Origin of the sequence: Polynucleobacter sp. QLW-P1DATA-2, assembly GCF_001870365.1 — a bacterium.
GTDB lineage: Bacteria > Pseudomonadota > Gammaproteobacteria > Burkholderiales > Burkholderiaceae > Polynucleobacter.
Genome location: NZ_LZMQ01000003.1, coordinates 582,162 through 608,586 on the forward strand (window position 1 = coordinate 582,162; position 26,425 = coordinate 608,586).

Annotated in this window: 29 protein-coding genes; 21 read left to right on the top strand and 8 right to left on the bottom strand. The window is 45.9% G+C overall.

What is annotated here, in order from left to right:
• Positions 1–10 precede the first annotated feature (10 nt).
• The 15 genes from rplR (at position 11) to A9236_RS05630 (ending at position 8,860) form a co-directional block, all read left to right on the top strand.
• Positions 11–364, top strand: coding sequence for a 50S ribosomal protein L18 (gene rplR, locus A9236_RS05560; RefSeq protein ID WP_046329386.1), 354 nt, complete (start codon positions 11–13; stop codon positions 362–364).
• Positions 365–382: 18 nt separating this feature from the next.
• The gene (gene rpsE / locus A9236_RS05565) at positions 383–901 is read left to right on the top strand and encodes a 30S ribosomal protein S5 (RefSeq protein WP_011901917.1); all 519 of its coding nucleotides are present in this window, start codon (positions 383–385) and stop codon (positions 899–901) included.
• 23 nt (positions 902–924) lie between these two features.
• Positions 925–1,113 carry a 50S ribosomal protein L30 gene (gene rpmD / locus A9236_RS05570; protein WP_046329387.1) on the top strand — a complete coding sequence of 63 codons (189 nt, stop codon included), beginning with the start codon at positions 925–927 and terminating at the stop codon, positions 1,111–1,113.
• 27 nt (positions 1,114–1,140) lie between these two features.
• Positions 1,141–1,581, top strand: a complete 441-nt coding sequence (rplO, locus tag A9236_RS05575; RefSeq protein ID WP_071464448.1) for a 50S ribosomal protein L15 — start codon at positions 1,141–1,143, stop codon at positions 1,579–1,581.
• A 17-nt stretch (positions 1,582–1,598) separates the two neighbouring features.
• Positions 1,599–2,936: a preprotein translocase subunit SecY gene (gene secY / locus A9236_RS05580; RefSeq protein WP_071464449.1), complete on the top strand. Its 1,338-nt coding sequence runs from the start codon at positions 1,599–1,601 to the stop codon at positions 2,934–2,936.
• A 4-nt stretch (positions 2,937–2,940) separates the two neighbouring features.
• A complete protein-coding gene (infA, locus tag A9236_RS05585; protein WP_068320132.1) occupies positions 2,941–3,159 on the top strand; it encodes a translation initiation factor IF-1 in 219 nt (72 codons plus the stop codon).
• Positions 3,160–3,193: 34 nt separating this feature from the next.
• Entirely contained in the window at positions 3,194–3,310 is a 117-nt protein-coding gene (rpmJ, locus tag A9236_RS05590; RefSeq protein WP_012357167.1) for a 50S ribosomal protein L36, read from the top strand.
• Between the two features lie 24 nt (positions 3,311–3,334).
• Positions 3,335–3,700, top strand: a complete 366-nt coding sequence (gene rpsM, locus A9236_RS05595) for a 30S ribosomal protein S13 (protein WP_071464450.1) — start codon at positions 3,335–3,337, stop codon at positions 3,698–3,700.
• A gap of 18 nt (positions 3,701–3,718) precedes the next feature.
• Positions 3,719–4,126 carry a 30S ribosomal protein S11 gene (rpsK, locus tag A9236_RS05600; RefSeq protein ID WP_015420254.1) on the top strand — a complete coding sequence of 136 codons (408 nt, stop codon included), beginning with the start codon at positions 3,719–3,721 and terminating at the stop codon, positions 4,124–4,126.
• A 115-nt stretch (positions 4,127–4,241) separates the two neighbouring features.
• Positions 4,242–4,865, top strand: a complete 624-nt coding sequence (gene rpsD / locus A9236_RS05605) for a 30S ribosomal protein S4 (protein WP_068320135.1) — start codon at positions 4,242–4,244, stop codon at positions 4,863–4,865.
• Between the two features lie 23 nt (positions 4,866–4,888).
• A complete protein-coding gene (gene rpoA / locus A9236_RS05610; RefSeq protein ID WP_071464451.1) occupies positions 4,889–5,869 on the top strand; it encodes a DNA-directed RNA polymerase subunit alpha in 981 nt (326 codons plus the stop codon).
• Positions 5,870–5,885: 16 nt separating this feature from the next.
• Complete coding sequence (gene rplQ / locus A9236_RS05615; protein WP_071464452.1) at positions 5,886–6,278, top strand: 50S ribosomal protein L17; 393 nt, start codon at positions 5,886–5,888, stop codon at positions 6,276–6,278.
• Between the two features lie 68 nt (positions 6,279–6,346).
• Complete coding sequence (gene cutA, locus A9236_RS05620; protein ID WP_071464453.1) at positions 6,347–6,697, top strand: divalent-cation tolerance protein CutA; 351 nt, start codon at positions 6,347–6,349, stop codon at positions 6,695–6,697.
• On the top strand, positions 6,694–8,367 hold the full coding sequence (gene dsbD, locus A9236_RS05625) for a protein-disulfide reductase DsbD (protein ID WP_071464454.1): 1,674 nt from the start codon (positions 6,694–6,696) through the stop codon (positions 8,365–8,367). Before cutA ends, dsbD begins: the two co-directional genes overlap by 4 nt.
• 4 nt (positions 8,368–8,371) lie before the next feature.
• On the top strand, positions 8,372–8,860 hold the full coding sequence (locus A9236_RS05630) for an MOSC domain-containing protein (RefSeq protein ID WP_071464455.1): 489 nt from the start codon (positions 8,372–8,374) through the stop codon (positions 8,858–8,860).
• Here the strand turns inward: A9236_RS05630 and hemB are convergent.
• Entirely contained in the window at positions 8,854–9,873 is a 1,020-nt protein-coding gene (hemB, locus tag A9236_RS05635) for a porphobilinogen synthase (RefSeq protein WP_071465079.1), read from the bottom strand. The two genes, A9236_RS05630 and hemB, sit on opposite strands and share 7 nt — an antisense overlap.
• Positions 9,857–10,522 (bottom strand): ribosome biogenesis GTP-binding protein YihA/YsxC, encoded by a 666-nt coding sequence (yihA, locus tag A9236_RS05640; protein ID WP_071464456.1) that lies wholly within the window; start codon positions 10,520–10,522, stop codon positions 9,857–9,859. Before yihA ends, hemB begins: the two co-directional genes overlap by 17 nt.
• A gap of 114 nt (positions 10,523–10,636) precedes the next feature.
• Here yihA and A9236_RS05645 point away from each other — a divergent pair, with 114 nt between their 5' ends.
• A complete protein-coding gene (locus A9236_RS05645) occupies positions 10,637–11,380 on the top strand; it encodes a cytochrome c (protein ID WP_083393416.1) in 744 nt (247 codons plus the stop codon).
• 72 nt (positions 11,381–11,452) lie between these two features.
• Here A9236_RS05645 and lysA read toward each other — a convergent pair whose 3' ends face one another.
• Together lysA and A9236_RS10990 are read right to left on the bottom strand one after the other, a co-directional pair.
• Positions 11,453–12,751 (bottom strand): diaminopimelate decarboxylase, encoded by a 1,299-nt coding sequence (lysA, locus tag A9236_RS05650; protein WP_071464457.1) that lies wholly within the window; start codon positions 12,749–12,751, stop codon positions 11,453–11,455.
• Complete coding sequence (locus A9236_RS10990) at positions 12,751–12,942, bottom strand: lipoprotein (RefSeq protein ID WP_071464458.1); 192 nt, start codon at positions 12,940–12,942, stop codon at positions 12,751–12,753. The genes lysA and A9236_RS10990 overlap by 1 nt, the downstream gene beginning before the upstream one ends.
• Before the next feature lie 47 nt (positions 12,943–12,989).
• On the opposite strand from A9236_RS10990, the gene cyaY reads away from it, so the two are divergent.
• On the top strand, positions 12,990–13,373 hold the full coding sequence (gene cyaY / locus A9236_RS05655) for an iron donor protein CyaY (protein WP_083393452.1): 384 nt from the start codon (positions 12,990–12,992) through the stop codon (positions 13,371–13,373).
• An 8-nt stretch (positions 13,374–13,381) separates the two neighbouring features.
• On the opposite strand, the gene aroB is transcribed toward cyaY, so the two are convergent.
• The 4 genes from aroB to A9236_RS05675 are packed head-to-tail and all read right to left on the bottom strand — an operon-like array spanning position 13,382 to position 16,799.
• On the bottom strand, positions 13,382–14,464 hold the full coding sequence (gene aroB / locus A9236_RS05660; protein ID WP_201721741.1) for a 3-dehydroquinate synthase: 1,083 nt from the start codon (positions 14,462–14,464) through the stop codon (positions 13,382–13,384).
• An 8-nt stretch (positions 14,465–14,472) separates the two neighbouring features.
• Positions 14,473–14,997 (bottom strand): shikimate kinase, encoded by a 525-nt coding sequence (locus A9236_RS05665; RefSeq protein ID WP_143070583.1) that lies wholly within the window; start codon positions 14,995–14,997, stop codon positions 14,473–14,475.
• 12 nt (positions 14,998–15,009) lie between these two features.
• Entirely contained in the window at positions 15,010–16,086 is a 1,077-nt protein-coding gene (locus tag A9236_RS05670) for a secretin and TonB N-terminal domain-containing protein (RefSeq protein WP_236638715.1), read from the bottom strand.
• Positions 16,087–16,106: 20 nt separating this feature from the next.
• Complete coding sequence (locus A9236_RS05675) at positions 16,107–16,799, bottom strand: hypothetical protein (protein ID WP_143070584.1); 693 nt, start codon at positions 16,797–16,799, stop codon at positions 16,107–16,109.
• 140 nt (positions 16,800–16,939) lie between these two features.
• On the opposite strand from A9236_RS05675, the gene A9236_RS05680 reads away from it, so the two are divergent.
• From A9236_RS05680 to A9236_RS05695, 4 genes are all read left to right on the top strand, one after another.
• Entirely contained in the window at positions 16,940–19,276 is a 2,337-nt protein-coding gene (locus A9236_RS05680; RefSeq protein ID WP_071464462.1) for a penicillin-binding protein 1A, read from the top strand.
• 12 nt (positions 19,277–19,288) lie between these two features.
• Positions 19,289–19,993 carry a transposase gene (locus A9236_RS05685; protein ID WP_071464463.1) on the top strand — a complete coding sequence of 235 codons (705 nt, stop codon included), beginning with the start codon at positions 19,289–19,291 and terminating at the stop codon, positions 19,991–19,993.
• Between the two features lie 184 nt (positions 19,994–20,177).
• On the top strand, positions 20,178–24,923 hold the full coding sequence (locus A9236_RS05690) for a glutamate synthase-related protein (protein WP_071464464.1): 4,746 nt from the start codon (positions 20,178–20,180) through the stop codon (positions 24,921–24,923).
• Between the two features lie 38 nt (positions 24,924–24,961).
• A complete protein-coding gene (locus tag A9236_RS05695; protein ID WP_071464465.1) occupies positions 24,962–26,425 on the top strand; it encodes a glutamate synthase subunit beta in 1,464 nt (487 codons plus the stop codon).

Here is a 26,425-nt window from a genome sequence, read left to right on the forward strand (position 1 = left end):
AGATTAAAAAATGAATAAAGACGAATCCAGACAAAGACGCGCTAGGCAGACTCGTATTCGCATTGCCGAAGCTTTGGCAAATCGCTTAACAGTTATCCGTAGCAATACTCATATTTCTGCTCAGGTTTATAGCCCATGCGGAACCAAAGTTGTAGCAGCTGCTTCAACAATGGAAAAAGATTTGCGCCAAGCAATCAAAAACGGCGGCAACGCTGAAGCGGCAAAACAAATCGGCAAGTTAGTTGCTGAGCGTGCTGTTAAGGCAGGCATTGTTGATGTTGCATTTGATCGCTCCGGTCATCGTTACCACGGCCGTATTAAGGCCTTAGCTGAAGCTGCGCGTGAAGCCGGCCTGAAGTTCTAATAGGGTTTAGGAAAAAACATGGCAAAAATGCAAACTAAGATGCAAAACGAAGAGCGTGATGATGGTCTTCGCGAGAAGATGATTGCTGTTAATCGTGTAACTAAAGTGGTAAAGGGTGGTCGTATTCTCGGCTTCGCTGCACTCACTGTAGTTGGCGATGGCGATGGCCGCATCGGCATGGGTAAAGGCAAATCAAAAGAAGTTCCAGTTGCAGTTCAAAAAGCAATGGACGAAGCTCGTCGCAAGATGATCAAGGTAACTTTGCGTAAAGGTACTTTGCAGCACACTGTTACTGGCCAACATGGCGCATCACGCGTTTTGATTTCTCCAGCTAAAGACGGTACTGGAATTATCGCTGGTGGCCCAATGCGCGCAATTTTCGACGTAATGGGCGTAACAAACGTGGTTGCTAAGTCACTTGGCTCTACAAACCCATACAACTTGGTTCGTGCAACCATTGATGGTTTGAGCAAAATGAGTACTCCTGCTGAGATTGCTGCTAAGCGCGGTAAGTCAGTTGAAGAGATTCTCGGCTAAGACCAAAAATTAGGAATCTACAAATGACAACAACTAACTCCAAAGTCAAACTGCAATTAGTACGCAGCTTGATCGGTACACGCGAAAGCCACCGTGCAACTGTACGAGGCTTAGGCCTTCGTCGCATCAATTCAGTTTCTGAATTGGAAGACACTCCAGCTGTTCGCGGCATGATTAATAAAGTTTCTTATCTAGTTAAAGTCGTTGGCTAATAACTAGCAAGTAAATAGGCGAAGAATATGCAACTCAACACAATTAAACCTGCAGAAGGCTCCAAGAAAAACCGTCGTCGCGTTGGACGCGGCATTGGTTCTGGTCTTGGTAAAACTGCTGGCCGTGGTCACAAAGGTCAAAAATCCCGTTCTGGTGGTTTCCACAAGGTTGGATTTGAAGGCGGTCAGATGCCTATGTATCGTCGTTTGCCTAAACGCGGTTTCGTGTCTTTGACACGTCGTCACGTTGGTCAAATTACATTGAACGATTTAGCAAAAATCAATTTGCCAGAAGTGGACTTATTGGTATTGAAGGCACACGGCTTTGCTGGTGAGCAAATCAATGCAGTTAAGGTTATCAAGACTGGCGAACTCAAGATTGCTGTAACCCTCAAGGGTATTACAGCAACTGCCGGCGCAAAAGCAGCTATCGAAGCAGCCGGCGGCAAATTGGTTGAATTAGTTTAATAGGTCTTTTAGTAGATATGGCATTAGCACCTACCAATAACGCAAGCACTGCAGCAACAGGTGGTAAGTTTGGCGAATTACGCCAACGCTTAGTCTTTCTGGTGTTGGCTTTGCTCGTGTTCCGTTTGGGTGCTCATATTCCAGTCCCTGGAATCGATCCAGATCAATTGGCACAGTTGTTTTCTGGTCAAAAAGACGGCATCTTGGGAATGTTCAACTTGTTCTCTGGTGGCGCCTTATCTCGCTTCACGGTATTTGCTTTGGGAATCATGCCGTACATTTCTGCATCGATCATCATGCAGTTAATGACGATTGTTGTGCCTTCTCTAGAGTCTTTGAAAAAAGAAGGCCAAGCAGGTCAACGGAAGATTACTCAGTACACGCGCTACGGCACTGTATTCTTGGCTACATTCCAAGCATTAGGTATTTCCGTTGCTTTGCAGGCTCAACCAGGTTTAGTGATTAACCCAGGTTTGATGTTTGAATTGAATACAGTAGTTACTTTGGTAACAGGCACAATGTTCTTAATGTGGTTGGGTGAGCAAATTACTGAGCGTGGCTTGGGTAATGGTATCTCCATCATCATTTTTGGCGGTATTGTTTCTGGCTTGCCAAATGCTTTAGCTAGTTTGTTAGAGTTGGTTCGCACTGGCTCAATGAATATTATTTCTGCACTTTTGATCGTAGTGATCGTTGCAGCAGTTACTTACTTTGTGGTGTTTGTAGAGCGTGGCCAACGCCGTATTTTGGTGAACTACGCTAAACGTCAAGTTGGCAACAAAGTTTATGGTGGCCAGTCTTCATACTTCCCATTGAAGTTAAACATGGCAGGTGTAATCCCTCCAATCTTTGCATCATCAATTATTTTGTTCCCTGCAACGATTGCTGGCTGGTTTACATCCGGTGAACCCACCAACATGTTCAGCAGAATCATTAAAGACTTGGCTGCAACCTTAGCTCCGGGCCAACCTGTCTACACAATTTTGTATGCAGCTGCGATCATTTTCTTCTGTTTCTTCTATACCGCTCTGGTATTTAACAGCCGCGAGACTGCTGAGAATTTGAAGAAGAGTGGCGCATTTGTTCCCGGCATCCGTCCGGGTGACCAAACAGCGCGTTACATCGATAAGATCTTGGTGCGCTTAACTTTGGCCGGTGCAATTTATATGGTTTTGGTTTGCTTGTTGCCAGAATTTTTAGTGTTGAAGTACAACGTGCCGTTCTATTTCGGTGGTACTTCATTGTTGATTATTGTTGTTGTTGCAATGGATTTTATGGCTCAAGTTCAGTCATATGTCATGCAGCAGCAGTACGGCTCTTTGATGAAAAAAGCTAACTTTAAGATGGGCGCTTAACTGAATGTCTAAAGACGATGTAATTCAGATGGCGGGAGAAGTTGTAGAGAATTTGCCGAATGCGATGTTTCGCGTGAAGCTAGAAAACGGACATGTGGTTTTAGGGCACATTTCCGGAAAGATGCGGATGCACTACATCCGTATTTTGCCGGGAGATAAGGTGACGGTGGAGATGACTCCTTACGACCTGACGCGCGCCAGAATCATATTCCGGGCGAAGTAAAGATTAAGTTGTACCTATTTTTAAGAGGTGAGTTATGAAAGTTTTAGCATCCGTAAAGTGTATTTGCAGAAATTGCAAGATCATTAAGCGCAAACGCGTTGTGCGCGTGATCTGTTCTTCAGACGCACGTCATAAGCAGCGTCAAGGCTGATCTGGTTAATTAAGAGGAAATCTCATGGCACGTATCGCTGGGGTAAATATCCCAAATCATCAACATACTGTTATCGGTTTAACAGCAATTTTTGGCATTGGCACAACTCGTGCTAACAAAATTTGCCAAACAACAGGTGTTGCAATCAATAAAAAAGTTAAAGATCTTACTGACGCTGACTTGGAAAAGTTACGTGATGAAGTAGGTAAGTTCATTACCGAAGGTGACCTTCGTCGTGAAGTAACTATGAGCATCAAGCGTTTGATGGACTTAGGTTGCTACCGTGGCGTACGTCATCGCAAGGGCTTGCCTGTACGTGGTCAACGTACTAAGACTAACGCTCGTACCCGTAAGGGCCCGCGTAAGTCTGGCGTGCAACTGAAGAAATAATCAAGAAAGTTTATTGACATGGCAAAACAACAATCCGCTTCCGCCGCCTCACAGCGCGCTCGTAAGAAGGTTAAAAAGAACGTTGCTGACGGTATTGCACACGTTCACGCTTCTTTTAATAACACCATTATTACGATCACTGATCGTCAAGGAAATGCGCTTTCATGGGCAACTTCTGGCGGCCAGGGCTTCAAGGGCTCACGTAAATCAACACCTTTTGCTGCTCAGGTAGCTGCAGAAGTTGCTGGTAAGACAGCTATTGAATGCGGTATCAAGAATTTAGAAGTTCAGATCAAGGGTCCAGGCCCAGGTCGTGAATCAGCAGTTCGTGCATTGAACTCATTGGGCATCAAGATCACTGAGATTCAAGACGTAACTCCAGTTCCACACAATGGTTGCCGTCCTCCTAAGCGTCGTCGTATCTAAGCTAGGAAGTTGGCAGTACAAGTTTAGTAGTTTTTTATTAAAGCCCACTGTTCGCCTGATTTAAAGGGCGAACTCACCGCCGGTCGTAAGACTGCGGCAAAGAAAGGAAAGCATCGTGGCACGTTACTTAGGGCCTAAGGCCAAATTAGCACGTCGGGAAGGTACCGACTTATTTTTAAAGAGCGCTCGTCGCGCCCTGTCAGACAAGTGCAAGTTAGATACTAAGCCTGGTCAACATGGTCGTACATCTGGCTCAAGAACATCTGATTACGGTAATCAATTGCGTGAAAAGCAAAAGGTTAAGCGTATTTATGGCGTATTAGAACGTCAGTTCCGTCGTTACTTCGCAGAAGCTGAGCGTCGTAAGGGCAATACTGGTGAAACATTGCTCCAGTTGTTAGAGTCACGTCTCGATAACGTGGTTTATCGCATGGGCTTTGGCTCTACTCGCGCAGAAGCGCGTCAGTTGGTTTCTCACTGTGCAATTTTGCTCAATGGCAACCCTGTAAATATTCCATCTATTCAGGTTAAACCTGGTGATGTAGTTGCGATTCGTGAAAAAGCGAAGAAGCAAGCGCGTATTACCGAATCACTCAATTTAGTTGGGCAAATGGCAGCTGTTACCTGGGTTTCAGTTGACGCAGCTAAGCTCGAGGGAACATTTAAGCAAGTGCCTGACCGTGAAGACATCAGCGGTGAAATTAATGAAAGTTTGATCGTCGAATTGTATTCACGCTAATTAGGCACTCTCAAGGAAAAAATATGCAAACAAATTTGCTCAAGCCAAAGATTATTTCTGTTGAAGCGCTTACCGCCAACCAAGCTAAGGTTGTTATGGAGCCGTTCGAGCGTGGCTATGGCCACACACTCGGAAATGCATTACGTCGCGTACTCTTGTCCTCGATGGTTGGTTATGCACCAACTGAAGTAGCTATTGCAGGTGTAGTTCATGAATATTCCACTTTAGATGGCGTGCAAGAAGATGTTGTCAATCTCTTGTTGAACCTCAAAGGTATCGTATTTAAATTGCAGTCCCGTGATGAAGTCACTATCAATTTGCGTAAAGAAGGCCCAGGCGTTGTTACTGCAAAAGATATCGATTTGCCACACGATGTAGAAATCATCAATCCTGATCACGTGATCGCTCACTTGTCCGCTGGTGGCAAGTTAGACATGCAGATCAAGGTTGAAAAAGGTCGTGGCTACGTTCCAGGTAACGTTCGTCAATACAACGACGAAACTACTAAGATCATTGGCCGCATCGTATTGGATGCTTCATTTAGCCCGGTTAGCCGTGTTAGCTATGCCGTTGAGTCTGCTCGTGTTGAGCAACGTACCGACCTTGATCGTCTCGTAATGACAATCGAAACTAACGGTGTGTTGTCTCCTGAAGAGGCAATTCGCCAGGCTGCTAGCATCTTGGTTGATCAGTTAGTAGTATTCGCAGCTCTTGAGAGCAGCGAAGTTTCTGGTGATCTCGCACCAAGTCGCTCTTCAATGGTTGATCCTATGTTGATGCGTCCGGTTGATGATCTCGAGCTCACAGTTCGCTCTGCAAACTGCTTGAAGGCTGAGAACATTTACTACATCGGTGACTTGATTCAACGTACAGAGAATGAATTGTTGAAGACGCCTAATTTGGGTCGTAAGTCTTTGAATGAAATCAAAGATGTATTGGCTGCTCGTGGTTTAAGTCTTGGCATGAAACTCGAAAGCTGGCCTCCAGCTAACCTCGAGAAATAATTAGAAAGGAAGCATCATGCGTCACGGAAACGGCTTACGCAAACTAAACAGAACATCTTCACATCGCTTGGCGATGCTGCGCAACATGTCCAATTCTCTTTTGGAGCACGAAGTGATTAAAACCACTTTGCCAAAAGCAAAAGAATTGCGCATGGTTGTTGAGCCCTTGATTACCCTTGGTAAAAAAGACAACTTGGCAAACCGTCGCTTGGCATTCAATCGCACTCGTGATCGCGATATCGTGACCAAGCTCTTTACAGAGCTCGGCCCACGTTACGCAACCCGTCCAGGTGGCTACCTTCGTATTTTGAAGTTCGGCTTCCGTCATGGCGACAATGCCCCAATGGCATTGGTTGAGTTGGTTGATCGTCCAGAAGTTGAAGAAACAACAGTGGCTGAAGAGGCTTAAGTCTCCCAGTTGCATCTAAAAGCCAGGCTTCGGTCTGGCTTTTTTATTTATAGGTTTATAAATACGGTATGTCTCAAAACCCCTCAGTCAATCCCGATCGGCTCCTGATGGTCATTACTAGCCTTCCCAATATGGAGGCTGCTAAAGGCTTAGCTCATGCTCTGGTAGAGGGGAAAATGGCTGCCTGCGTTCAATTGATGGATGGTATGAAGTCGGTTTATCGCTGGGAAGGCAAGCTTTGCGAGGAGTATGAGGTTCTATTGTCCGCAAAAACTACTGCAAGCAAGTGGCCAGGAATCTCCCGCTTTATTCAAGCAGAGCATCCATATGATGTTCCAGAGATTCTGGCTTTTTCACCCGAGCAATATGCGCAGCAATACGGCGAATGGGTTCAAGCTGAGGTAAATTCAAAGGCATGAGAATTCCATCGTTTCTGAAAATCGTTTTTGCCTTCATTGTGCTGCTATCGGCACAAGTATTTGCGACTACAGATTTCTTGTCACCAGAAAAAGCGTTCCGACTAGAAGCTACTTGGTTAGAAAATTCAAATCAAGTAGAGCTTGAGTTCTTGCCTGCCAAGGGTTACTACATCTACCAAGAATCGCTGAAATTTGATGCTGGCACGCAAGCTGGGAAGCTATATAACATCAGACCTCAATTACCTAATGGTGTTGAAAAGTTTGATGAAACTTTTCAGAAAAAACTACAGATCTATAAGCAGCCCTTTATGGTTTTGCTGGATATCAAACCCGTTGCTGGAAAACCGACTTATGTTGAAGTCACTTTGCAGGGTTGTGCCGAGGCGGGCATTTGCTATCCACCTATGACGCTGAAATTCTTATTAGCTGCGCCTGGCGTTAGGGCTGCACCAATACCCGAGGTTCTGGACGCTGCACAAGTTTCATCAGGTTCTCAAGCAGAATTTAGCTTGACGGATTTATGGCGTGAGCGTGATGACGTCAATGCCATTGGCAGGTTTCTACAAAGTACCTCCACAGCTTATTTATTCTTGGCCTTCTTTGTCTTAGGCTTAGCATTGGCATTTACGCCTTGCGTTTTACCAATGTTGCCAATTCTCTCTAGTGTGATCTTTGGCACTCAGGGCGGGCAAGCTGTATCCAAGAGGCGTGCCAGTGTCTTGGCGGCGTCCTATGTCTTGGGCATGGCGCTGGTCTATGCTATGGCTGGCGTACTCATGGCAGCCCTTGGAGGGAGCGTACAAAGAGCATTACAAAGCCCATTTGCGCTGGCTACTTTTGCGCTATTACTGTTGGCCTTATCTGGCAGCTTATTCGGCTTGTATGACTTACGCTTACCCCAAGCATGGCATCAGCATGTAGACCGGCTTGCTGGTCGTCAAAAGGGCGGTAGCGTCTTTGGGGCCTTTGCCTTGGGGGGCATTTCTACTTTGGTAGCTAGCCCTTGTATTACCGCTCCATTGGCAGGTGTTTTAGCTTTTATTGCTCAAACAGGCTCTATCAGTCTGGGCGCAGGATTGCTCTTTGTCATGGCCCTGGGAATGGGCTTACCGCTCCTCTTCATTGCAATTGAGGCACGCATATTAATTCCATCTACCGGTATTTGGATGGTTTGGTTGCAGCGTACCTTAGGTGTTTTATTGGTTGCCACCGCTGCCTGGATTGCCTCTCCTTTAATTCAAAAAAATGAGCCTATTGGCTCTGTGAAGACCATTAATGGGCGGAGTATTCATCAAGTAGGGGATTTATCTTTTGTCGTCATTCATTCGCCGGCAGAGTTAGACGCTCAACTCACAAAAGCAAAGCAAGAGCAAAAAATAGTATTACTCGATTTTTATGCCGATTGGTGTATCAGTTGCAAAGAAATGGAAGTGAATACTTTTACAAACACTGAAGTGAGCAAAGAGCTAAAACAATTTGTTTTATTGCAAGCCGATGTGACAGCAAATAGTGCTGAGAATCAAGCACTATTGAAGCGCTTTGGTTTGTATGGCCCGCCCGGTATTTTGTTCTTTGGTCTAAGCTCGGGTGAACAAAAAGATCAACGCGTGATTGGTTATATGCCGCCACAGCGCTTTCTAGAGCAATTGCGCAGAATAGTCCGCCACTAAAGCGATGGCAAAAGTCTCCGGTATTTTCATTGCATCGAGCGCTGGTGAGCCAATGCTTCAAAAGAGTTTTGTGAGGATGCTTCCCAATGTTGGGATTGAGAGTGATCGGTATGCGCTTGGCTTGGGGGCATATTCAAAGGGATTGCCAACAAAGACGAGAGACATCTCGCTGATTACGCGAGCGGGAATCGATGCGGCAAATCAGGAATTAAAGTTGCTGGGCCTAGATCCATTTCTAGACTATGAAACCAGAAGAAATATTATTATTGAGGGCTTAAGCTCGCAACTCTTAAATAACTTAGTCGGCAAAGAATTTTATTTGGGCAAGCTTAAACTCAGGGCTACTGAGTTATGCATTCCATGCGAGCGTCCATCCAAACTCTCCAAGAAAAAAGATTTTCTTAAGGCGTTTGAGGGTAGAGGCGGAATCAGAGCTCAAATATTAGAGGCAGGCGAGATCAAGCTTGGCGACCTACTTACTGAATATTATTGATTTGACTGAATGAGTCTAGCCGCCTCTAGAGCAAAGTAAGTGAGAACACCATTAGCGCCGGCACGTTTAAATCCGAGTAAAGATTCCATCATGACGGCGTCATGATCAAGCCAACCATTTTGGGTGGCAGCTTTGAGCATGGCATATTCTCCGCTTACTTGATAAGCGTAAGTGGGGTAATTAAATTCTTCTCTGACACGGCGCACGATGTCTAAATAGGGCATGCCAGGCTTCACCATGACCATATCAGCACCTTCGCTGATATCAAGTGCAACCTCTCGCAAAGCCTCGTCACCATTGGCGCAATCCATCTGGTAAGTTTTTTTATCTGCCTTGCCTAAGTTTTTTGCCGAGCCAACCGCGTCTCTAAATGGACCATAAAAAGCAGATGCATATTTGGCGGAATAAGCCATGATGCGAGTATGAATTAAATTCTTCTGCTCAAGCGCTTCCCGAATTTTTCCAATACGACCATCCATCATGTCTGATGGCGCAACGATATCAACCCCAGCTTCTGCCTGTACAAGAGCTTGCTTCACTAGGATTGCAGTGGTCTCATCATTGAGAATGCGACTTTGATCATCTAGTACGCCATCTTGGCCATGGCTTGTATACGGATCGAGCGCAACGTCGGTCATGATGCCTAAAGTTGGAAAGCGTTTTTTGAGTTCACGAACAGCTGTTGGAATAAGCCCGGATGGATTAAAGGCTTCTTTCCCATCGGGGGTCTTTAATGATGCATCGATGACCGGAAAGAGTGCTAGGACTGGGATTCCGAGCTCGACACATTCTTTTGCAACTGGAATGAGAAGATCTAATGAAACACGATTGACGCCAGGCATTGAGGCAACAGCCTCCGACTTGCCTTGACCCTCTAGAAGAAAAACTGGATAAATGAGATCGCTTGCTGAAACCGAGTTTTCCTGCATTAGACGACGCGACCAATCATCACGTCGCATGCGACGCGGGCGATGACTTGGAAAGTTGAGCAAAGCGTTAACTGGTGATTTCATCTTCATGGGTTTCTGCTTCAAATAGCCATTTAATAATTAAATTATCTGCCTCTTCAAGACCAATGCGTTTGGTGCTTGAGAATAATTGTGCCGTAAGTTGCTTGGATTCTCCCGTGCCATCAGGCAAAGCAGGGTCATATTGTTGAAGTTGCTTACGCACAGCTTCAAGAGCATGTTTACATTCACTCTTATTGAGTTTGTCGCATTTGCTGAGCAAAATATGGATCGGCTTACCGGTTGGCACGAACCATTGAATCATTTGTTCATCCAGATCGGTTATTCCCCGGCGAGAGTCCACGATCAGTACCATGCCGACCAATTGCTCGCGCTCCTGTAAATAATCGCTTAGAAGGGCATTCCAGTGATATTTGGTCTCATGATTGACCGCAGCGTAGCCATAACCTGGTAAATCGACTAAGTAAGCCAACAGGTCATCTTTTGCAAAGATTCCAAAATAATTGATGTGTTGGGTGCGGCCTGGGGTTTTACTAGCAAAAGCGAGTCTTTTTTGGTTGCAAAGGACATTCAGGGCGCTGGATTTACCCGCATTTGAGCGACCAGCAAAGGCCACCTCCCGCAAGGGGGTAGCAGGCAGGCAATGGGTGTCATTGACTGTGGTGGCGAATCGGGCTTGAAAGAGTTTAGACATGTCCTGAAGCTATTGTAAAATCACGCAAAATCATGAAATATCTCATGGTGTTGGGTAAAAGGTTGTAAATGTAGGGCCCAAACACTTTTAGGAATTTTTGCCAAGGTAAACATAATGCGTCAAACCTCTCAAATCTCCAAATTCACTAGCTTGCGTGCTGGATTTGCAGCCCTCTCTATTTTCGCCCTGATCGGTGTCTCTGGTCTAGCTAATGCGGCTGATGCTGCTCCTATGGCGCCTGCAGCAGAGGCAGCACCTGCTGCCGAAGTAAAGGCGGCAGTTCCAGGTAAGCCAAAGGCTGATCCAGCCGCTGGTGAAACATTGTATTCAGCTGGTGATGCAACTCGGGGTGTAACTGCTTGTATTACCTGCCACGGTCCAAAAGGACAAAGTGCAGTGGGTACATGGCCGAAACTTTCTGCTCAGCATGCCGCTTACCTCACTAAGCAATTGAAAAACTTCAAAGAAGGTACTCGTGCTAATGCAATCATGATGGGTATGGCTACTACTTTGACAGAGCAAGACATGATTAATATTTCAGCGTTCTTGGCTAAGCAACCAGTCTCACAAGGTGTTGCTCAAAATAAAGACACTATTGAGTTGGGTCAAAGCATCTATCGCGGCGGTATCGCTGCTAAAGGCGTTCCTGCTTGCGCTGCTTGTCATAGTCCAAACGGCGCTGGCATTCCTGCTCAATATCCACGCTTAGGTGGTCAGTGGGCTGATTACACATACGCACAGTTAGTGGCATTTGGTAACGGTACGCGTAAGAATGGCCCAATGATGACTACCATTGCTGGCAAGCTGTCAGATGCAGAAATGAAAGCCGTTTCTGACTACATGGCTGGATTACATTAAGTATTCATTAGATCTTCAAATAAAAACCCCGCTCAAGAAGCGGGGTTTTTATTTGCCTAAATCTGATTGAGATTATTTTGGCAAAACTGTTTCAGTCGCGAACAAGTCAGCTGTTTTTTCACGCGCACGAATAACATACGCATTTTTTCCATCAACCATAATCTCTGCCGGCTTTGGGCGAGTATTGTAGTTCGATGCCATCACAAATCCATAGGCGCCAGCCGAGAGGATTGCTAATAGATCGCCTTCTTCAACGGCAAGATGACGATCTCTTCCAAGCCAGTCGCCTGATTCGCAAACTGGACCAACGATGTCATAGGTCAGACTCTTTGTTTGTTTGGCCTGCACCGGCACGATGCCATGGTGAGCTTCATAAAGAGCTGGACGCATGAGCTCAGTCATCGCGGCATCGACAATGCAGAAGTTTTTCTCGGCGCCTGGCTTAAGATATTCGACGGTTGTCAAAAGCACGCCAGCATTGCCTACTAGTGAGCGCCCAGGCTCGAGTACTACGTCCAGATGGCCAAAGCCGCGCTCTGCTACATGGTTTAGCAGGGTATTGGTGAACTCAGTAATGTCAGGTGGGGTTTCATCACTATAAGAAATACCGAGTCCGCCGCCAAGATCCAGATGATGAATCACAATACCTTCTCTTTTGAGGCGTTCTACTAGATCTAATACCTTATCCAGGGCATCTAAGTAAGGTGCGGTAGTAGTGATCTGCGACCCAATATGACAGTCAATTCCGACTACATCAATCTGTGAAAGTTGTGATGCTTCACGATAGGTTTTTAAAACTTCGTGATACGCGATACCAAATTTATTTCCTTTTAAACCCGTAGAAATATAGGGGTGAGTTTGTGCATCTACATCAGGATTCACGCGTAAAGAAATTGGGGCGCGGCAGTTTAATTTCGTAGCAACACGATTAATGTTGTGTAGTTCAGCAATTGATTCAACATTGATGCATTTAACGCGAGCCTGCAAAGCGGCTGCGATTTCTGCAGAAGATTTACCAACGCCAGCAAACACAAGGCTTTTGGGATCAGCGCCAATAGCTAGAGCACGGGCTAATTCACCGCCGCTAACTAAGTCAAAACCAGCGCCCAAATTTTTAAAGCAATCGATCACTGCTAAATTGCTATTGGCTTTCATGGCGTAGTGCACACGCGCACGACGCTTAGCTTTGGAATCAATACAAGCTTTGTCATAGGCCCGGTAAGCCTCAGTCAACGCTTTTTTACTGTAGACATAAAGTGGCGTACCAAACTCTTTTGCCAAATCTGCTAATGGAATTTCTTCGGCATACCAATTGCCGTTGCGTTCAGTAAAGCCAGATAAGTGAGGAATAGGAATTGCTTTACTAGTCATTAATTGGCCGGGGAAGAGGGGTTGGTGCTAGCAGGAGTCTGGGGCGGATACAACTTACCCTTAGGCTCAGGATCACTAGGTGCTGTAGGAACAGGAGGCACATTTGGCATATATAGAGGCCCCCTAACCCCACATCCTACAAGGGATATTAGGAGGCTAATACCGAGGGCTCTATTAAGAATCGCTATCATGAATGTCTCTAAAACGAATGATTGAATATAGCATGCAGGACTCTGTTATGAATCCAAATAATTCAGGCGTAGAAACCATTGATGACAAGCAGTTCTACCAATTGGGTAGCAATCTGTTGCAGTCGATTGAAGTTGCGCTGGAAGCTGCAGACGACGCATTAGATCTTGATTTGGATGTGGAGCGCCAGGGCGGAAATGTCATCAATATTCGCTTTCGGGATAAAAGCGTCATTGTGGTCAATACCCAACCACCACTTCATGAAATTTGGGTGGCTGCTAAATCAGGCGGTTACCACTATCGCTGGGCTGGCACAGTAGCTCAGCCCCTGTGGCTTGATACCAAAACTGGTAAAGAGCTCTTAAGTGACTTATCAGAATTTGCTAGTGCCCAAGCTGGGCAGCCATTGAAGATCGGGTTGATCAAATCCTAATGCGCTGCTTAAGCTGCGCCAGTAGCAATTAAGGTTTCGATCACCTGGGCATCGGGAACGCTCTTAATTTGGGCCTTCCCTATTTTTTCTAAGATCACGTAGCGGATTTGACCGCCCTCAGTTTTCTTATCTACCTGCATCAGCTCCATGTAGCGTGCCGCACCAAATTTTGGTGGAACTATGGGAAGGTTCATAGACTGAATGATGCTAGTTAATCGCTCTGCTTCGGCTCTTGTGATCTGATTGAGTCGACAAGATAAATCAGCGCCAAGCACCATTCCGCACCCCACCGCTTCACCATGCAACCACTCTCCATAGCCCATACCAGCCTCAATAGCATGACCAAAGGTGTGACCAAAGTTCAAGGTAGCGCGAATGCCGCCTTCTCTTTCATCAGCAGAAACTACTGCTGACTTAATTTCGCAAGAGCGCAATACTGCATGACCCATCGCATCTGTGTCGCACGCCAATAAAGGCTGAGCATTTGCTTCAATCCAATCTAAGAACTGAGAGTCAGCAATAGCGCCGTGTTTCACTACTTCAGCAAGGCCAGCTGAGAGTTCGCGCGAAGGCAAGGTCTTTAATGTATTGAGATCGGCAATCACAGCAAGGGGCTGATGAAAGGCCCCGATCATATTCTTGCCTAGCGGATGATTGATACCCGTTTTGCCGCCTACAGAAGAATCGACTTGAGCTAAAAGCGTAGTTGGAACTTGGATAAAGTGAATGCCCCGCATGAAGCTAGCAGCTGCAAAGCCAGTCATATCACCAATAACGCCACCACCAAGAGCAACCAACATGGTTTGACGATCAGCGCCAAATTTCAAGAGATCATCAAAGATGAGTTGTAGATTTTTCCAATCTTTATAAGATTCACCATCGGGAAGAACAATGACTCTGACTGGTTTGCCAAAAGTTTCTAAAGTTTTAGTTAGGCGCTGCGCATATAGCGGTGCTACCGTGGTGTTTGTAACGATATAAATCGAAGTTGATTTTTCGCAGGCATTAAACAGCTTGGGCTGATCGATTAAGTCAGTGCCAATATAAATAGGGTAGCTGCGATTGCCAAGATCAACTTCAAGTGTTTTCATCATAGTTTTCAAGCGGAGAGTTCAAGCTGCATGATTAAAGTATTAACCAGTTGATTAACGCTGGGTTTACCAGTTTCAATCACATGATCGGCAATCTCGCGATAAAGAGGGTCGCGAACTGCATATAAATTTTCTAGAATTTTTTTGGCATCACCATTGCGAAGTAGTGGGCGTCCTTCACCACCTTTAGTCCGATGCCAAAGCTCGGTTGGGTTGGCGTGCAGGTAAATAACGGTGCCTTGTTCACTTAGCGCATTCCGATTCTCCGGAAGCAGTACCGCGCCACCGCCAGTAGCTAGGACAATGTTGTGCTCGCTAGTGACTTCGCGAATGGCTTGTGCTTCCCGTTTGCGAAATCCGTCTTCACCTTCCATTTCAAAGATAACGGGAATTTTTACGCCACACCGTTCTTCAATGACATGATCGGCATCTAAAAACCGACGACCCAATTTCTTGGCTAGAACTTTACCGACGGTCGACTTCCCAGCGCCCATCAGGCCGATCAGAAAGATATTGTTTGTCGAAGAGTTCACCCTTCGATTTTATTAGGGTTTATCTAGAACGGTTGGGGTTAAGAAGACTAAGAGTTCAGTTTTATCTTGTAATTTGGATTTATGGCGAAATAAATGGCCAATTAGGGGGATATCCCCAAATAAAGGAACTTTGACCTCATCTTCTCGCTCGGTAGTTTGAAAGATGCCACCAATAATCGCTGTGCCACCATTTTCAACCGTGACTTCGGAGCTAAGGCTCTTAGTATCAATGGCGTATCCCTGCTCTGTTTTCATGCCAATGGTGTCTTTATTGATCCCCACCAGCATCGAAATCTTCCCATCTGGATGAATTTTTGGCAAAACCTCCAAACGGAGATTGGCTTTTCTAAACTGCAGTTTGCTGCCATTTTGCGTAGTCGTTTGATACGGTAGCTCAGTTCCCTGTTCAATGGTGGCTTTAACTTGGTCTCCCGTCATAATGCGTGGATTCGAGAGAATTTTGCCTTGCCCTTCTGACTCAAGCGCAGAAAGTTCGATTTGCAAGAGGCGACTGGCACTCCTGGAAACCAGAGTTGCGGCCACGGTGGCAGGGCTAAACCCATTCAGACCGGCCCCTCCTAAATCAAGGTTGCTACTCACGTTTCTATCTGGAATTCCACCAATATTCTTTGCTTGATGGCTTAGCTTGACTCCAAGCTCTCGTGCAAATCGTTCATCTGCCTCAACAATTCTGGCCTCTATCAAGACTTGTCTTGGGCTATTGATGTGATCCCCACCAAAGGGAAGTGCAGCATCTTCGCGACGGTGCTTTTGAAATGCAGCAATTTCTGCATGAGGGCCAATCCAGTAGATATCCCCATTTCTGACCAGACGTAAACCTCGGCTGGCCAAAATAGAATGCAGCGCAGTTTGCCATGGGGTATTGTTTAAATCGACTGTGATCTTGCCTTTGATAGATTCGCTCAATAAAAAGTTAGTGCCTCCCAGTTTTGCAAGAATTTGCAAAAGTTCCGACACTTCAATCTCAGTAAATTGCAAACTAATAGACGCGTCTAAATGGGCATTAATTGAGTTTGTAGCTTTAGTTGGAATGGATAAAAAAACAGCAAATATGACAAGCCATTTCAAGAGATTTTTGGGGTCAAGGATCATTCGGATTTTGATGGTTTGAGAATCATCGATTTGCCATTGGGATGGGTGAGGGTCGCTACTTCTTTATCGGCATTGCCAAGCCTCCAATCACCCAGCAAAATCCCACCCTTTTCAAACATCACAGCACTTTTGCCGTTATGAAAAAAAGCACGCTGCAGCCCACCTATTTGACTGACCCCCAAATATCGCCAGTGGCGAAGCTCTGATTCAAAAGGAAGCTCTTGAGACCTTGGTTTGTTGCCAAAAGAAGGCTTATTTTTCTTTAAAGAGTGAATACTCACTTCTATTAAATCAATTGATCCATATAAGGACTCTTCAATATCTAGCATCTCCTCTCTTAGAAGTGACACCTCCTTTTTGAGCTCAGCAATATGCCTATCTGAACTTTCTAACTTGGTTTGCTGAGCTGCATTTAGATGCTCAAACGCCATCAATCCAACTATCGCAATACCAATAAAGCCAATAGCTAATCCAAGAAATAACCCTAATTGCTTGAGTTCACTCATCTGAAGAATTGGCTTCAAAGCGTTCACTTTGGGCTGAGATCCTGAGTTATTTTGTTCGCTGAAGGAGGGGTGCTTTTGAGGGTGTTTTTTTCGAATTCCATGTGGGTCTGGGATGGCGGGATCATCACCCAGTTCACTCAAAATGTCATCGAAAGACTGTGGGGAGATTTGGCGAGATGGCATCCCATTATTTTGAAAATACACAGAAGCAAAAGCCATCAGCAAAAATAGATGCTGCTGTAAGAAAGGCCTCTCTAAAAATGGGAAAACAAGGGTTTTGGAGCTTTCGGTGAAATTACCTAAGCACCCTATAATTTGAATATATGGCGCTCCCCCCAAAAGATAAGCCGACGTTTAATCAGCGTCCAATTCGTCAGCCCGACAGACGTCCTCGTCAACCTCGAGTCGACCCAGGCTCGTCTCATCAGTCTTCAGGCGGCCCCCTAATCAAGGCATTACTCATTATTGGAGTAGCAGTTGCTTTGGTGGTGACGCTTTTATTGGGCTATGCCTTCTTGATTGCGAAACCGAATTTGCCAAAGATTTCGGCTTTAACTGATTACAACCCAAAAACGCCTTTACGTATTTATTCAGCCGATAAGGTGCTGATCGGTGAGTTTGGCGAAGAGCGTCGCAAAGTCATCCCCTTAAATGACATTCCCTTGGTAATGCGCAATGCAGTCATTGCAACTGAAGATGACCGCTTTTATTCCCATGGTGGTGTTGACTATATTGGCGTGCTCAGGGCAGGCATGGCCAACCTTCGTGGACACTTAGCTCAGGGCGCATCCACAATTACGATGCAAGTGGCGCGTAATTTCTTTTTGAGCAATGAAAAAACATTTAGCAGAAAGATTTATGAAATTTTGCTGGCCTGGGAAATTGAGTCTGAATTAAGTAAAGACAAAATTCTGGAAATTTATATGAACCAGATTTTCCTAGGTCAACGCGCATTTGGATTTGCCAGTGCAGCGCAAATCTATTTCGGAATTGAATTAAAAGATATATCAGTTGCTCAAGCCGCGATGTTGGCTGGCCTACCAAAAGCACCGTCTGCCTACAACCCAGTTACTAACTATCGACGCGCCAAGATTCGTCAGGAATATATTCTGCAGCGCATGTTAGATCTTGGTTATATCAATGCTGAAGAGTACCAAAAAGCCAAAGCGGAGGAGTTGCATATACGTGGCCTAGGTAATGAATTTGCTGTGCGCGCAGATTTTCCTGCTGAGATGGTGCGGCAGCTGCTGTTTGCTCAGTATGGTGAAGCCATCTATTCTCAAGGAATCGAGGTCTATACAACTATTTTGAAAGCTGACCAAGATGCTGCTTATAAGGCTGTGCGTCGTGGCATTTTTGAATATGATTTGCGTCACGCTTATCGTGGACCAGAGGGATTTATTGATCTACCAGAAGATCATGTCAAACGTCAGCGCGCTATAGATGAGGCATTGCTCGCATATCCTCAATTAGATGACTTGCAGTCTGGTGTGGTGCTTGACGTTAAACCCAAAGAAATGCAGGTCATGATTTCTACTGGCGACACCATCACCATTAAAGGTGATGGTATGAAGTTGGCTGCCGCTTCCTTAACGGATAGCACCCAACCCAAGAAGCGTTTACGCCCTGGCGCCATTGTGCGACTGCTGTCAGATGGTGGCGCATGGAAGCTCGCTCAATTGCCACAAGTAGAGGCTGCCTTTGTTTCTATGAATCCGGAAACAGGCGCGATTTTGTCCTTAGTTGGTGGATTTGACTTCCGTCGCAATCAATTTAATCACGTGACCCAAGCCTTGCGTCAGCCTGGCTCCTCATTCAAGCCCTTTATATATGCAGCTGCTATTGAAAAAGGCTTTACCCCAAGCACCATGGTGAACGATGCACCATTGTCTATTGGCAGCATGGAAACAGGCAGCCAAGCATGGGAACCTAAAAACTATGACGGCAAATATGACGGCATGATGCGTTTGCGTAATGCCCTAGCTAAGTCTAAGAACTTAGTCTCGGTTCGTATTATTCGTGCCATCGGCCCGTCTTATGCCCAGGAATATATTCAACGCTTTGGATTTGAGCCAGAGAAGCATCCGCCTTATCTCACAATGGCCTTGGGCGCAGGATCTGTAACCCCATTGCAAATGGCATCCGCATATAGTGTCTTTGCAAATGGCGGTTATCGAGTCGATCCTTTCTTAATTGAGAAGATGATTGATTCAAAAGGGGCTGTTCTTTTTGAAGCTAAGCCTGCTACTGTTGGTGATGGGGCCCCTAGGGTATTGGATGCGCGTACTGCATTTGTCATGGATAGTCTCTTGCAAGAAGTGACCAAGACAGGCACCGCAGCCTCTGCGCGGGCTAAGCTCGGACGCAATGACATTGCTGGTAAGACCGGCACTACTAATGAATCTCATGATGCCTGGTTTGCTGGTTACAACCCTAAGGTGGTAGCAATTGCCTGGATTGGCTTTGATAAACCAACCAGCTTGGGTGATCGCGAGACTGGTGGCGGTCTTGCTTTGCCTATGTGGATTTCATACATGATGACCGCTCTAAAAGATAGCCCACAGATCTCCCGTGAAGTGCCTAGTGGAGTAACGCAAGTCGATGGCGACTGGTTTATTCCAGAATTTGCGCCCAATGGTGGAGTTCGCGAACTGCAGTAGTTCGTAATCAACATGGCTCGGCAAGCGCGCACTGTTATACCTGGCCAAGTAATGCATGTCATGGTTCGCGGAAATAATCGCGAAACACTTTTCTTTAGTGATGAAGACCGTCGTGTTTATCTGGAGTGGTTACGCGAAGCAGCAAGGCAATTTGGCTGCGCCGTCCATGCATTTGCATTAATGCCTAATCATGTTCACATACTATTGACGCCGCAAAACAATGATTCACTTGCAAAAACAATGCAATCTTTGGGCAGACGTTATGCCCAATACTTCAACCAACAACATCATCGCTCGGGAACTATATGGGAAGGGCGCTATCGTTCATCCCTCATCGATCCTGATTATTTTTTACGCTGCCAGCGCTATATTGAGTTAAATCCAGTGCGGGCTGGCTATGAGTCGAGTCCTCAAGAGTCTCGGTGGACTAGCTTTGCGACTCATATTGGTGGGAATGCTGAGCCTTGGTTGGTTGATCACCAGCATTTTTGGGAGTTAGGTAATACCCCCTTTGAGCGACAAATGAGGTGGGCAGATTTTGTGAAAGAGGGCTCCCCCCATTGGGAGGACCGCCAAATCACAGAATCTTTGATTCGCTCTAAGCCTTGGGTAAGTGATATCTACGCCAAAAAGTTATTCAAAGATACGCCTGAGCTGGCACAAATACGCCATCGAGGGCGCCCAAAGAAAATAAATACTTTAAATTCAATAAGATAAGCATCATTTAGCTTTATTCAGAGTGCTGTATACAATGACTCTGTCCCCAATTTCAAAATTCAATTTGGTGCGACTGTTAAATAAATGGGACAGACTCATTTTATTTCTATTGCAACGGTATGGGTATTCACCTATATTTGATCTTCCAAAAGTTATCGGGCCTTTGTTGCCCCTCGGAAATACTATGACTACACAATTAAATTCAGATCTTCGCCCTATCGCTCAAGGTCTATATGACCCACGTAATGAGCATGACGCTTGCGGCGTAGGATTCGTTGCGCATATCAAGGGTAAGAAATCTCACGAGATCGTTTCTCAAGGATTGAAGATCCTAGAGAACCTAGATCACCGGGGTGCCGTTGGTGCCGATCCACTGATGGGTGACGGCGCTGGAATTTTGATTCAGATCCCCGATACTTTGTATCGCGAAGAAATGGCCAAGCAAGGAATCACATTGCCACCATTGGGTGAATATGGCGTTGGTATGATTTTCTTGCCAAAAGAGCATGCTTCACGTTTGGCTTGCGAACAAGAATTAGAGCGCACCGTACGTTTAGAAGGTCAAGTTGTTTTGGGTTGGAGAGATGTTCCGGTAGATGTGAAATTGCCAATGTCTCCGACAGTACAAATGACAGAGCCATTCATTCGCCAGATTTTTATCGGCCGTGGGCGCGACATCATGACAACCGATGCGCTGGAGCGCAAGTTGTATGTGATTCGTAAGACAGCAAGTCATGCAATTCAAGATTTGCATCTCAAGCATGGCAAAGAATATTTCGTTGCCTCGATGTCTGCTAGAACCATTGTCTACAAGGGTTTGCTGTTAGCGAACCAGGTAGGTGCTTATTACCAAGATTTGCAAGATAAGCGCACTGTGTCCGCCCTTGCTTTAGTGCACCAACGATTCTCCACCAACACATTCCCAGCTTGGGAATTAGCTCACCCATATCGAATGATTGCGCACAACGGTGAGATCAACACTGTTAAAGGCAACGTGAATTGGGTGAATGCTCGTGAAGGTGCAATTAGCTCTCCAGTACTTGGAGATGATTTACAAAAACTGTGGCCATTGATTTATCCAGGTCAGTCAGACACTGCCTGTTTTGATAACTGTTTAGAGTTATTAGTAATGGCGGGTTATCCGCTAGCCCAAGCAATGATGATGATGATTCCTGAGGCATGGGAACAGCATGCATTGATGGATGACAATCGCCGCGCTTTCTATGAATATCATGCAGCAATGATGGAGCCATGGGATGGTCCAGCTGCTATGGCATTTACAGACGGTCGCCAAATTGGCGCTACCTTAGACCGTAACGGTTTGCGTCCAGCGCGTTATTACGTTACCGATGATGACCTTGTCATTATGGGCTCAGAGGCTGGTGTATTGCCAATTCCTGAGAGCAAGATTGTTCAAAAATGGCGTTTGCAGCCAGGCAAGATGTTCATGATTGATATGGAGCAAGGCCGCATCATTGACGACGTTGAGCTCAAGAATGCTGTATCTAAGGCCAAGCCATATAAGAGCTGGATTGATGCAGTGCGCGTGAAGTTGGATGAAGTCGACGCTAGCAAAGCGGACTTGATCGATGAGAAAACCAATATTCGCCCAGTAGCAAAATTGTTAGATCGCCAACAAGCGTTTGGTTATACCCAGGAAGACATTAAATTCTTGATGGCTCCAATGGCCATGAATGGTGAAGAGGCGATTGGCTCAATGGGCAACGATAGTCCGTTGGCAGTTCTTTCCAACAAGAATAAGCCGCTTTATAACTACTTCAAGCAGTTGTTTGCTCAAGTGACCAATCCTCCGATTGATCCAATTCGTGAAAACATGGTGATGTCCTTGGTTTCATTCATTGGACCTAAGCCGAACTTGTTAGATACCAATAACATCAATCCACCAATGCGTCTGGAAGTAAGTCAGCCAATTTTGGATTTTGATGACATGACTAAGATTCGTCATATTGGCCACTACACCAACGGCAAGTTCCGCTCTTATGAGTTAGATATCTGCTATCCAGCATCATGGGGCAAGGCCGGTATTGAAGCGCGCTTAGCTTCTTTGTGCGCTGAGGCTGCTGATGCAGTTCGTTCTGGTTACAACATCTTGATCGTGAGCGATCGTCAAGTTGATGAGAATCATGTAGCAATTCCTGCATTGCTAGCTACTTCAGCAATTCATCAACACTTGGTGCAAAAAGGGTTGCGCACCAGCGTTGGATTAGTAGTTGAGACCGGCAGTGCTCGTGAGACTCATCACTTTGCACTCTTGGCAGGTTACGGCGCAGAAGCCGTTCATCCATACCTCGCGATGGAAACTTTGGCGGAAATGGCCAAAGGATTGTCAGGCGATTTATCTGCTGAAAAAGCAGTGAAAAACTTTGTTAAAGCCGTTGGTAAGGGTCTGCAAAAAGTCATGTCCAAAATGGGCATTTCCACTTACATGTCCTACACCGGTTCGCAGATTTTTGAAGCAATTGGTTTAAATCACGACATCATTGACCAATACTTCAAGGGCACTCCATCAAATGTGGGCGGTATTGGCGTGTTTGAAGTGGCTGAAGAAGCATTGCGTATGCATACAGCTGCATTTAGCAATGACCCAGTCTTAACTAATATGCTCGATGCTGGCGGTGAATATGCATTCCGTATTCGTGGCGAGAATCATATGTGGACTCCAGACACGATTGCGAAGCTTCAGCATTCCACGCGTATCGGTGCTGATAAGGGCTATCAGACTTATAAAGAGTACGCAAACATCATCAATGATCAAACCAAGCGTCAAATGACTTTGCGTGGTTTGTTCGAATTTAAGATCGATCCGGCCAAGGCAATTCCATTGGATGAGGTTGAATCTGCAAAAGAAATCGTCAAGCGTTTTGCTACTGGCGCGATGTCTTTGGGTTCCATCTCTACTGAGGCTCATGCCACTTTAGCGATTGCAATGAATCGTATTGGCGGCAAATCAAATACTGGTGAAGGTGGCGAAGATCCAAATCGTTATGTGAATGAGCTCAAAGGCATTCCAATCAAGAAGGGTGAGACTTTAGCCAGCATCTTGGGTAGCGATGTAGTCGAGGCTAATATTCCATTGCAAGATGGGGACTCATTACGATCCAAGATTAAGCAGGTTGCCTCTGGCCGTTTTGGTGTAACAACAGAGTATTTGCGCTCTGCTGATCAGATTCAGATCAAGATGGCGCAAGGTGCTAAGCCTGGTGAAGGCGGTCAATTGCCTGGTGGCAAGGTTTCTGACTACATTGGTAAGTTACGCTTCTCAGTTCCAGGCGTAGGTTTGATTTCACCTCCTCCGCACCATGATATTTACTCGATTGAAGACATTGCTCAGTTGATTCATGACCTCAAGAACGTCAATCCAAAAGCTGACGTTTCTGTGAAATTGGTTTCTGAAGTCGGTGTTGGTACGGTTGCTGCTGGTGTCGCAAAAGCAAAAGCAGACCATGTGGTGATCGCTGGACATGATGGCGGTACTGGCGCATCCCCGCTTTCTTCTATCAAGCACGCTGGATCCCCATGGGAGCTTGGTTTGGCTGAAACACAGCAGACATTGGTCCTCAATGGCCTGCGTAGCCGTATTCGAGTTCAGGCTGACGGCCAAATGAAAACCGGCCGTGACGTCGTGATCGGCGCTTTGTTGGGTGCAGATGAGTTTGGTTTTGCAACCGCCCCACTAGTGGTTGAGGGTTGCATCATGATGCGTAAGTGTCATTTGAACACTTGCCCAGTTGGCGTAGCTACCCAAGACCCAGAACTGCGTAAGAAATTTTCTGGCAAGCCAGAGCATGTTGTGAACTTCTTCTTCTTTATTGCTGAAGAAGCCCGCGAACTCATGGCGCAATTAGGTATTCGTAAGTTTGATGACTTAATTGGACGCGTTGATTTGTTAGATACCCGTAAAGGGATTGAAAATTGGAAAGTTCATGGCTTGGATTTCAGTAAGATCTTTGCTGAGCCAGAAGTTGCCGCTGAAGTTCCACGTTATCAAGTCTTGACACAAGATCATGGCCTAGCTAGCGCACTCGACAATATTTTGATTGAGAAGAGTGAGCCTGCATTAGAGCGTGGTGAAAAAGTCTCCTTTATTGTTCCTGTGAAAAACGTCAACCGTACTGTCGGCGCAATGCTTTCAGGTGAAGTTGCTCAACGTTATGGTCATGCAGGTTTGCCCGATGACACCATTCATATTCAGTTGAATGGTACGGCTGGCCAAAGCTTTGCTGCCTTCTTGGCACGCGGCATCACCTTGGATTTGGTGGGTGATGGTAATGACTACGTTGGCAAAGGTTTATCGGGCGGCCGCGTTATTGTTCGTGCCCCACACGAGTTCCGTGGTGATACGGCTAAGAACATTATTGTTGGCAATACCGTTCTCTATGGTGCGATTGCTGGTGAAGCATTCTTTAATGGCGTAGCTGGCGAACGTTTCGCGGTTCGTAATTCTGGCGCAACTACTGTTGTAGAGGGCACTGGCGACCATGGTTGTGAATACATGACTGGTGGAACTGTTGTTGTCTTGGGTGCTACAGGCCGCAACTTTGCAGCAGGCATGAGCGGCGGTATTGCTTATGTTTATGACGAGGATGGCTTGTTCGACAAGCGTTGCAATACGACGATGGCAAGCTTGGAAAAAGTATTGCCTTCTTCTGAACAGGTTGCCAAGATGCCGCAGTCTCAATGGCATGCCCCTGTCGATGTAAAAGATGGTGGCGAGCGTTTAACGGATGAGCAAATCTTAAAGGGCTTGATTGAGCGGCACTTCCGTCATACCGGCTCTGAGCGCGCTAAGGCAATTTTGGCTGACTGGGAAAATGCCCGCGGTCATTTTGTGAAGGTGCTTCCAACTGAGTACAAACGTGCACTCGGTGAGTTGTGGGAAAAAGCTCAAAACAAAACTGTTGCTGCTTAATTAATAAAGACATTAAGAAAAGATACTAAGGATTAGATATGGGTAAGGTCACTGGATTTATGGAGTTTGAGCGCGTCGATGAAACATACGAAGTGCCAGTTAAACGCCTCCATCATTACAAAGAGTTCGTTGCCGTTTTAACTGATGAAGAGGCCAAGGTTCAAGGTGCACGTTGCATGGATTGCGGTATCCCGTTTTGTAATAGCGGTTGCCCAGTAAACAACATCATCCCCGACTTTAATGATTTGGTATTTCATAGTGACTGGAAGAATGCATTGGATGTTTTGCAATCGACCAATAACTTCCCAGAATTCACCGGCCGGATTTGCCCTGCTCCTTGTGAGGCTGCTTGTACTTTAGGTATTAATAGTGAAGCGGTTGGCATTAAGTCCATTGAGCACGCCATCATTGATAAGGGATGGGAAAATGGCTGGGTTAAGCCGCAACCATCCAAGACTAAGACTGGGAAAAAAGTAGCAGTAGTTGGTGGTGGCCCAGCAGGCATGGCAGCTGCACAGCAATTGGCTCGCGTTGGTCACGATGTGACTGTATTTGAAAAGAACGATCGCGTTGGCGGATTACTCCGCTACGGCATTCCTGATTTCAAGATGGAAAAGTGGTTGATCGACCGCCGGGTTGAGCAAATGCAAGCAGAAGGTGTGAAATTTGAAACGGGCGTTTTTGTTGGTAAAGAAGCTTTTGGTCCTGAAGTAAAAAATTACTCCACCAAAACCGTTGCGCCAGAACAGTTGATGAAAGATTTTGATGCGGTAGTAGTTACTGGCGGTGCAGAGCAGCCACGTGATTTACCTGTTCCGGGCCGTGAGTTGGCGGGCGTGCATTTTGCATTGGAATTTTTAATTCCACAAAACAAAGAAAATGCTGGCGATTTCAAAAATGAAATTCGCGCAACAGATAAGCATGTTGTTGTAATTGGTGGTGGTGATACAGGCTCTGATTGCGTAGGCACCTCAAACCGTCATGGTGCTACCAAGATTACCCAGTTTGAATTGCTCCCACAGCCACCAGAAGTAGAAAACAAACCTTTGGTTTGGCCTTATTGGCCAACAAAGTTGCGTACTTCCTCTTCACATGAAGAAGGTTGTGATCGCGACTGGTCTGTTGGAACCAAGCGTTTTGAAGGCAAAAATGGCAAAGTTGAGAAGCTAATCGGCGTTCGTTTGGAGTGGAAAGACGGCAAGATGGCGGAAGTCCCTAATTCTGAATTTGAGATCAAGGCAGATTTGGTGCTCTTGGCTATGGGCTTTGTATCCCCAGTTCAGCAAATGCTGAGTGCCTTTGGAGTTGAAAAAGATGCACGGGGCAATGCTAAAGCTACTGTTGAGGGTCAGAATGCCTACCAAACCAATGTTCCTAAGGTGTTTGCAGCAGGTGATGTGCGTCGTGGACAGTCTTTGGTGGTTTGGGCAATTCGTGAAGGTCGCCAATGCGCCCAAGCAGTAGACCAGTATTTAATGGGGTCATCTGTTTTACCCCGATAA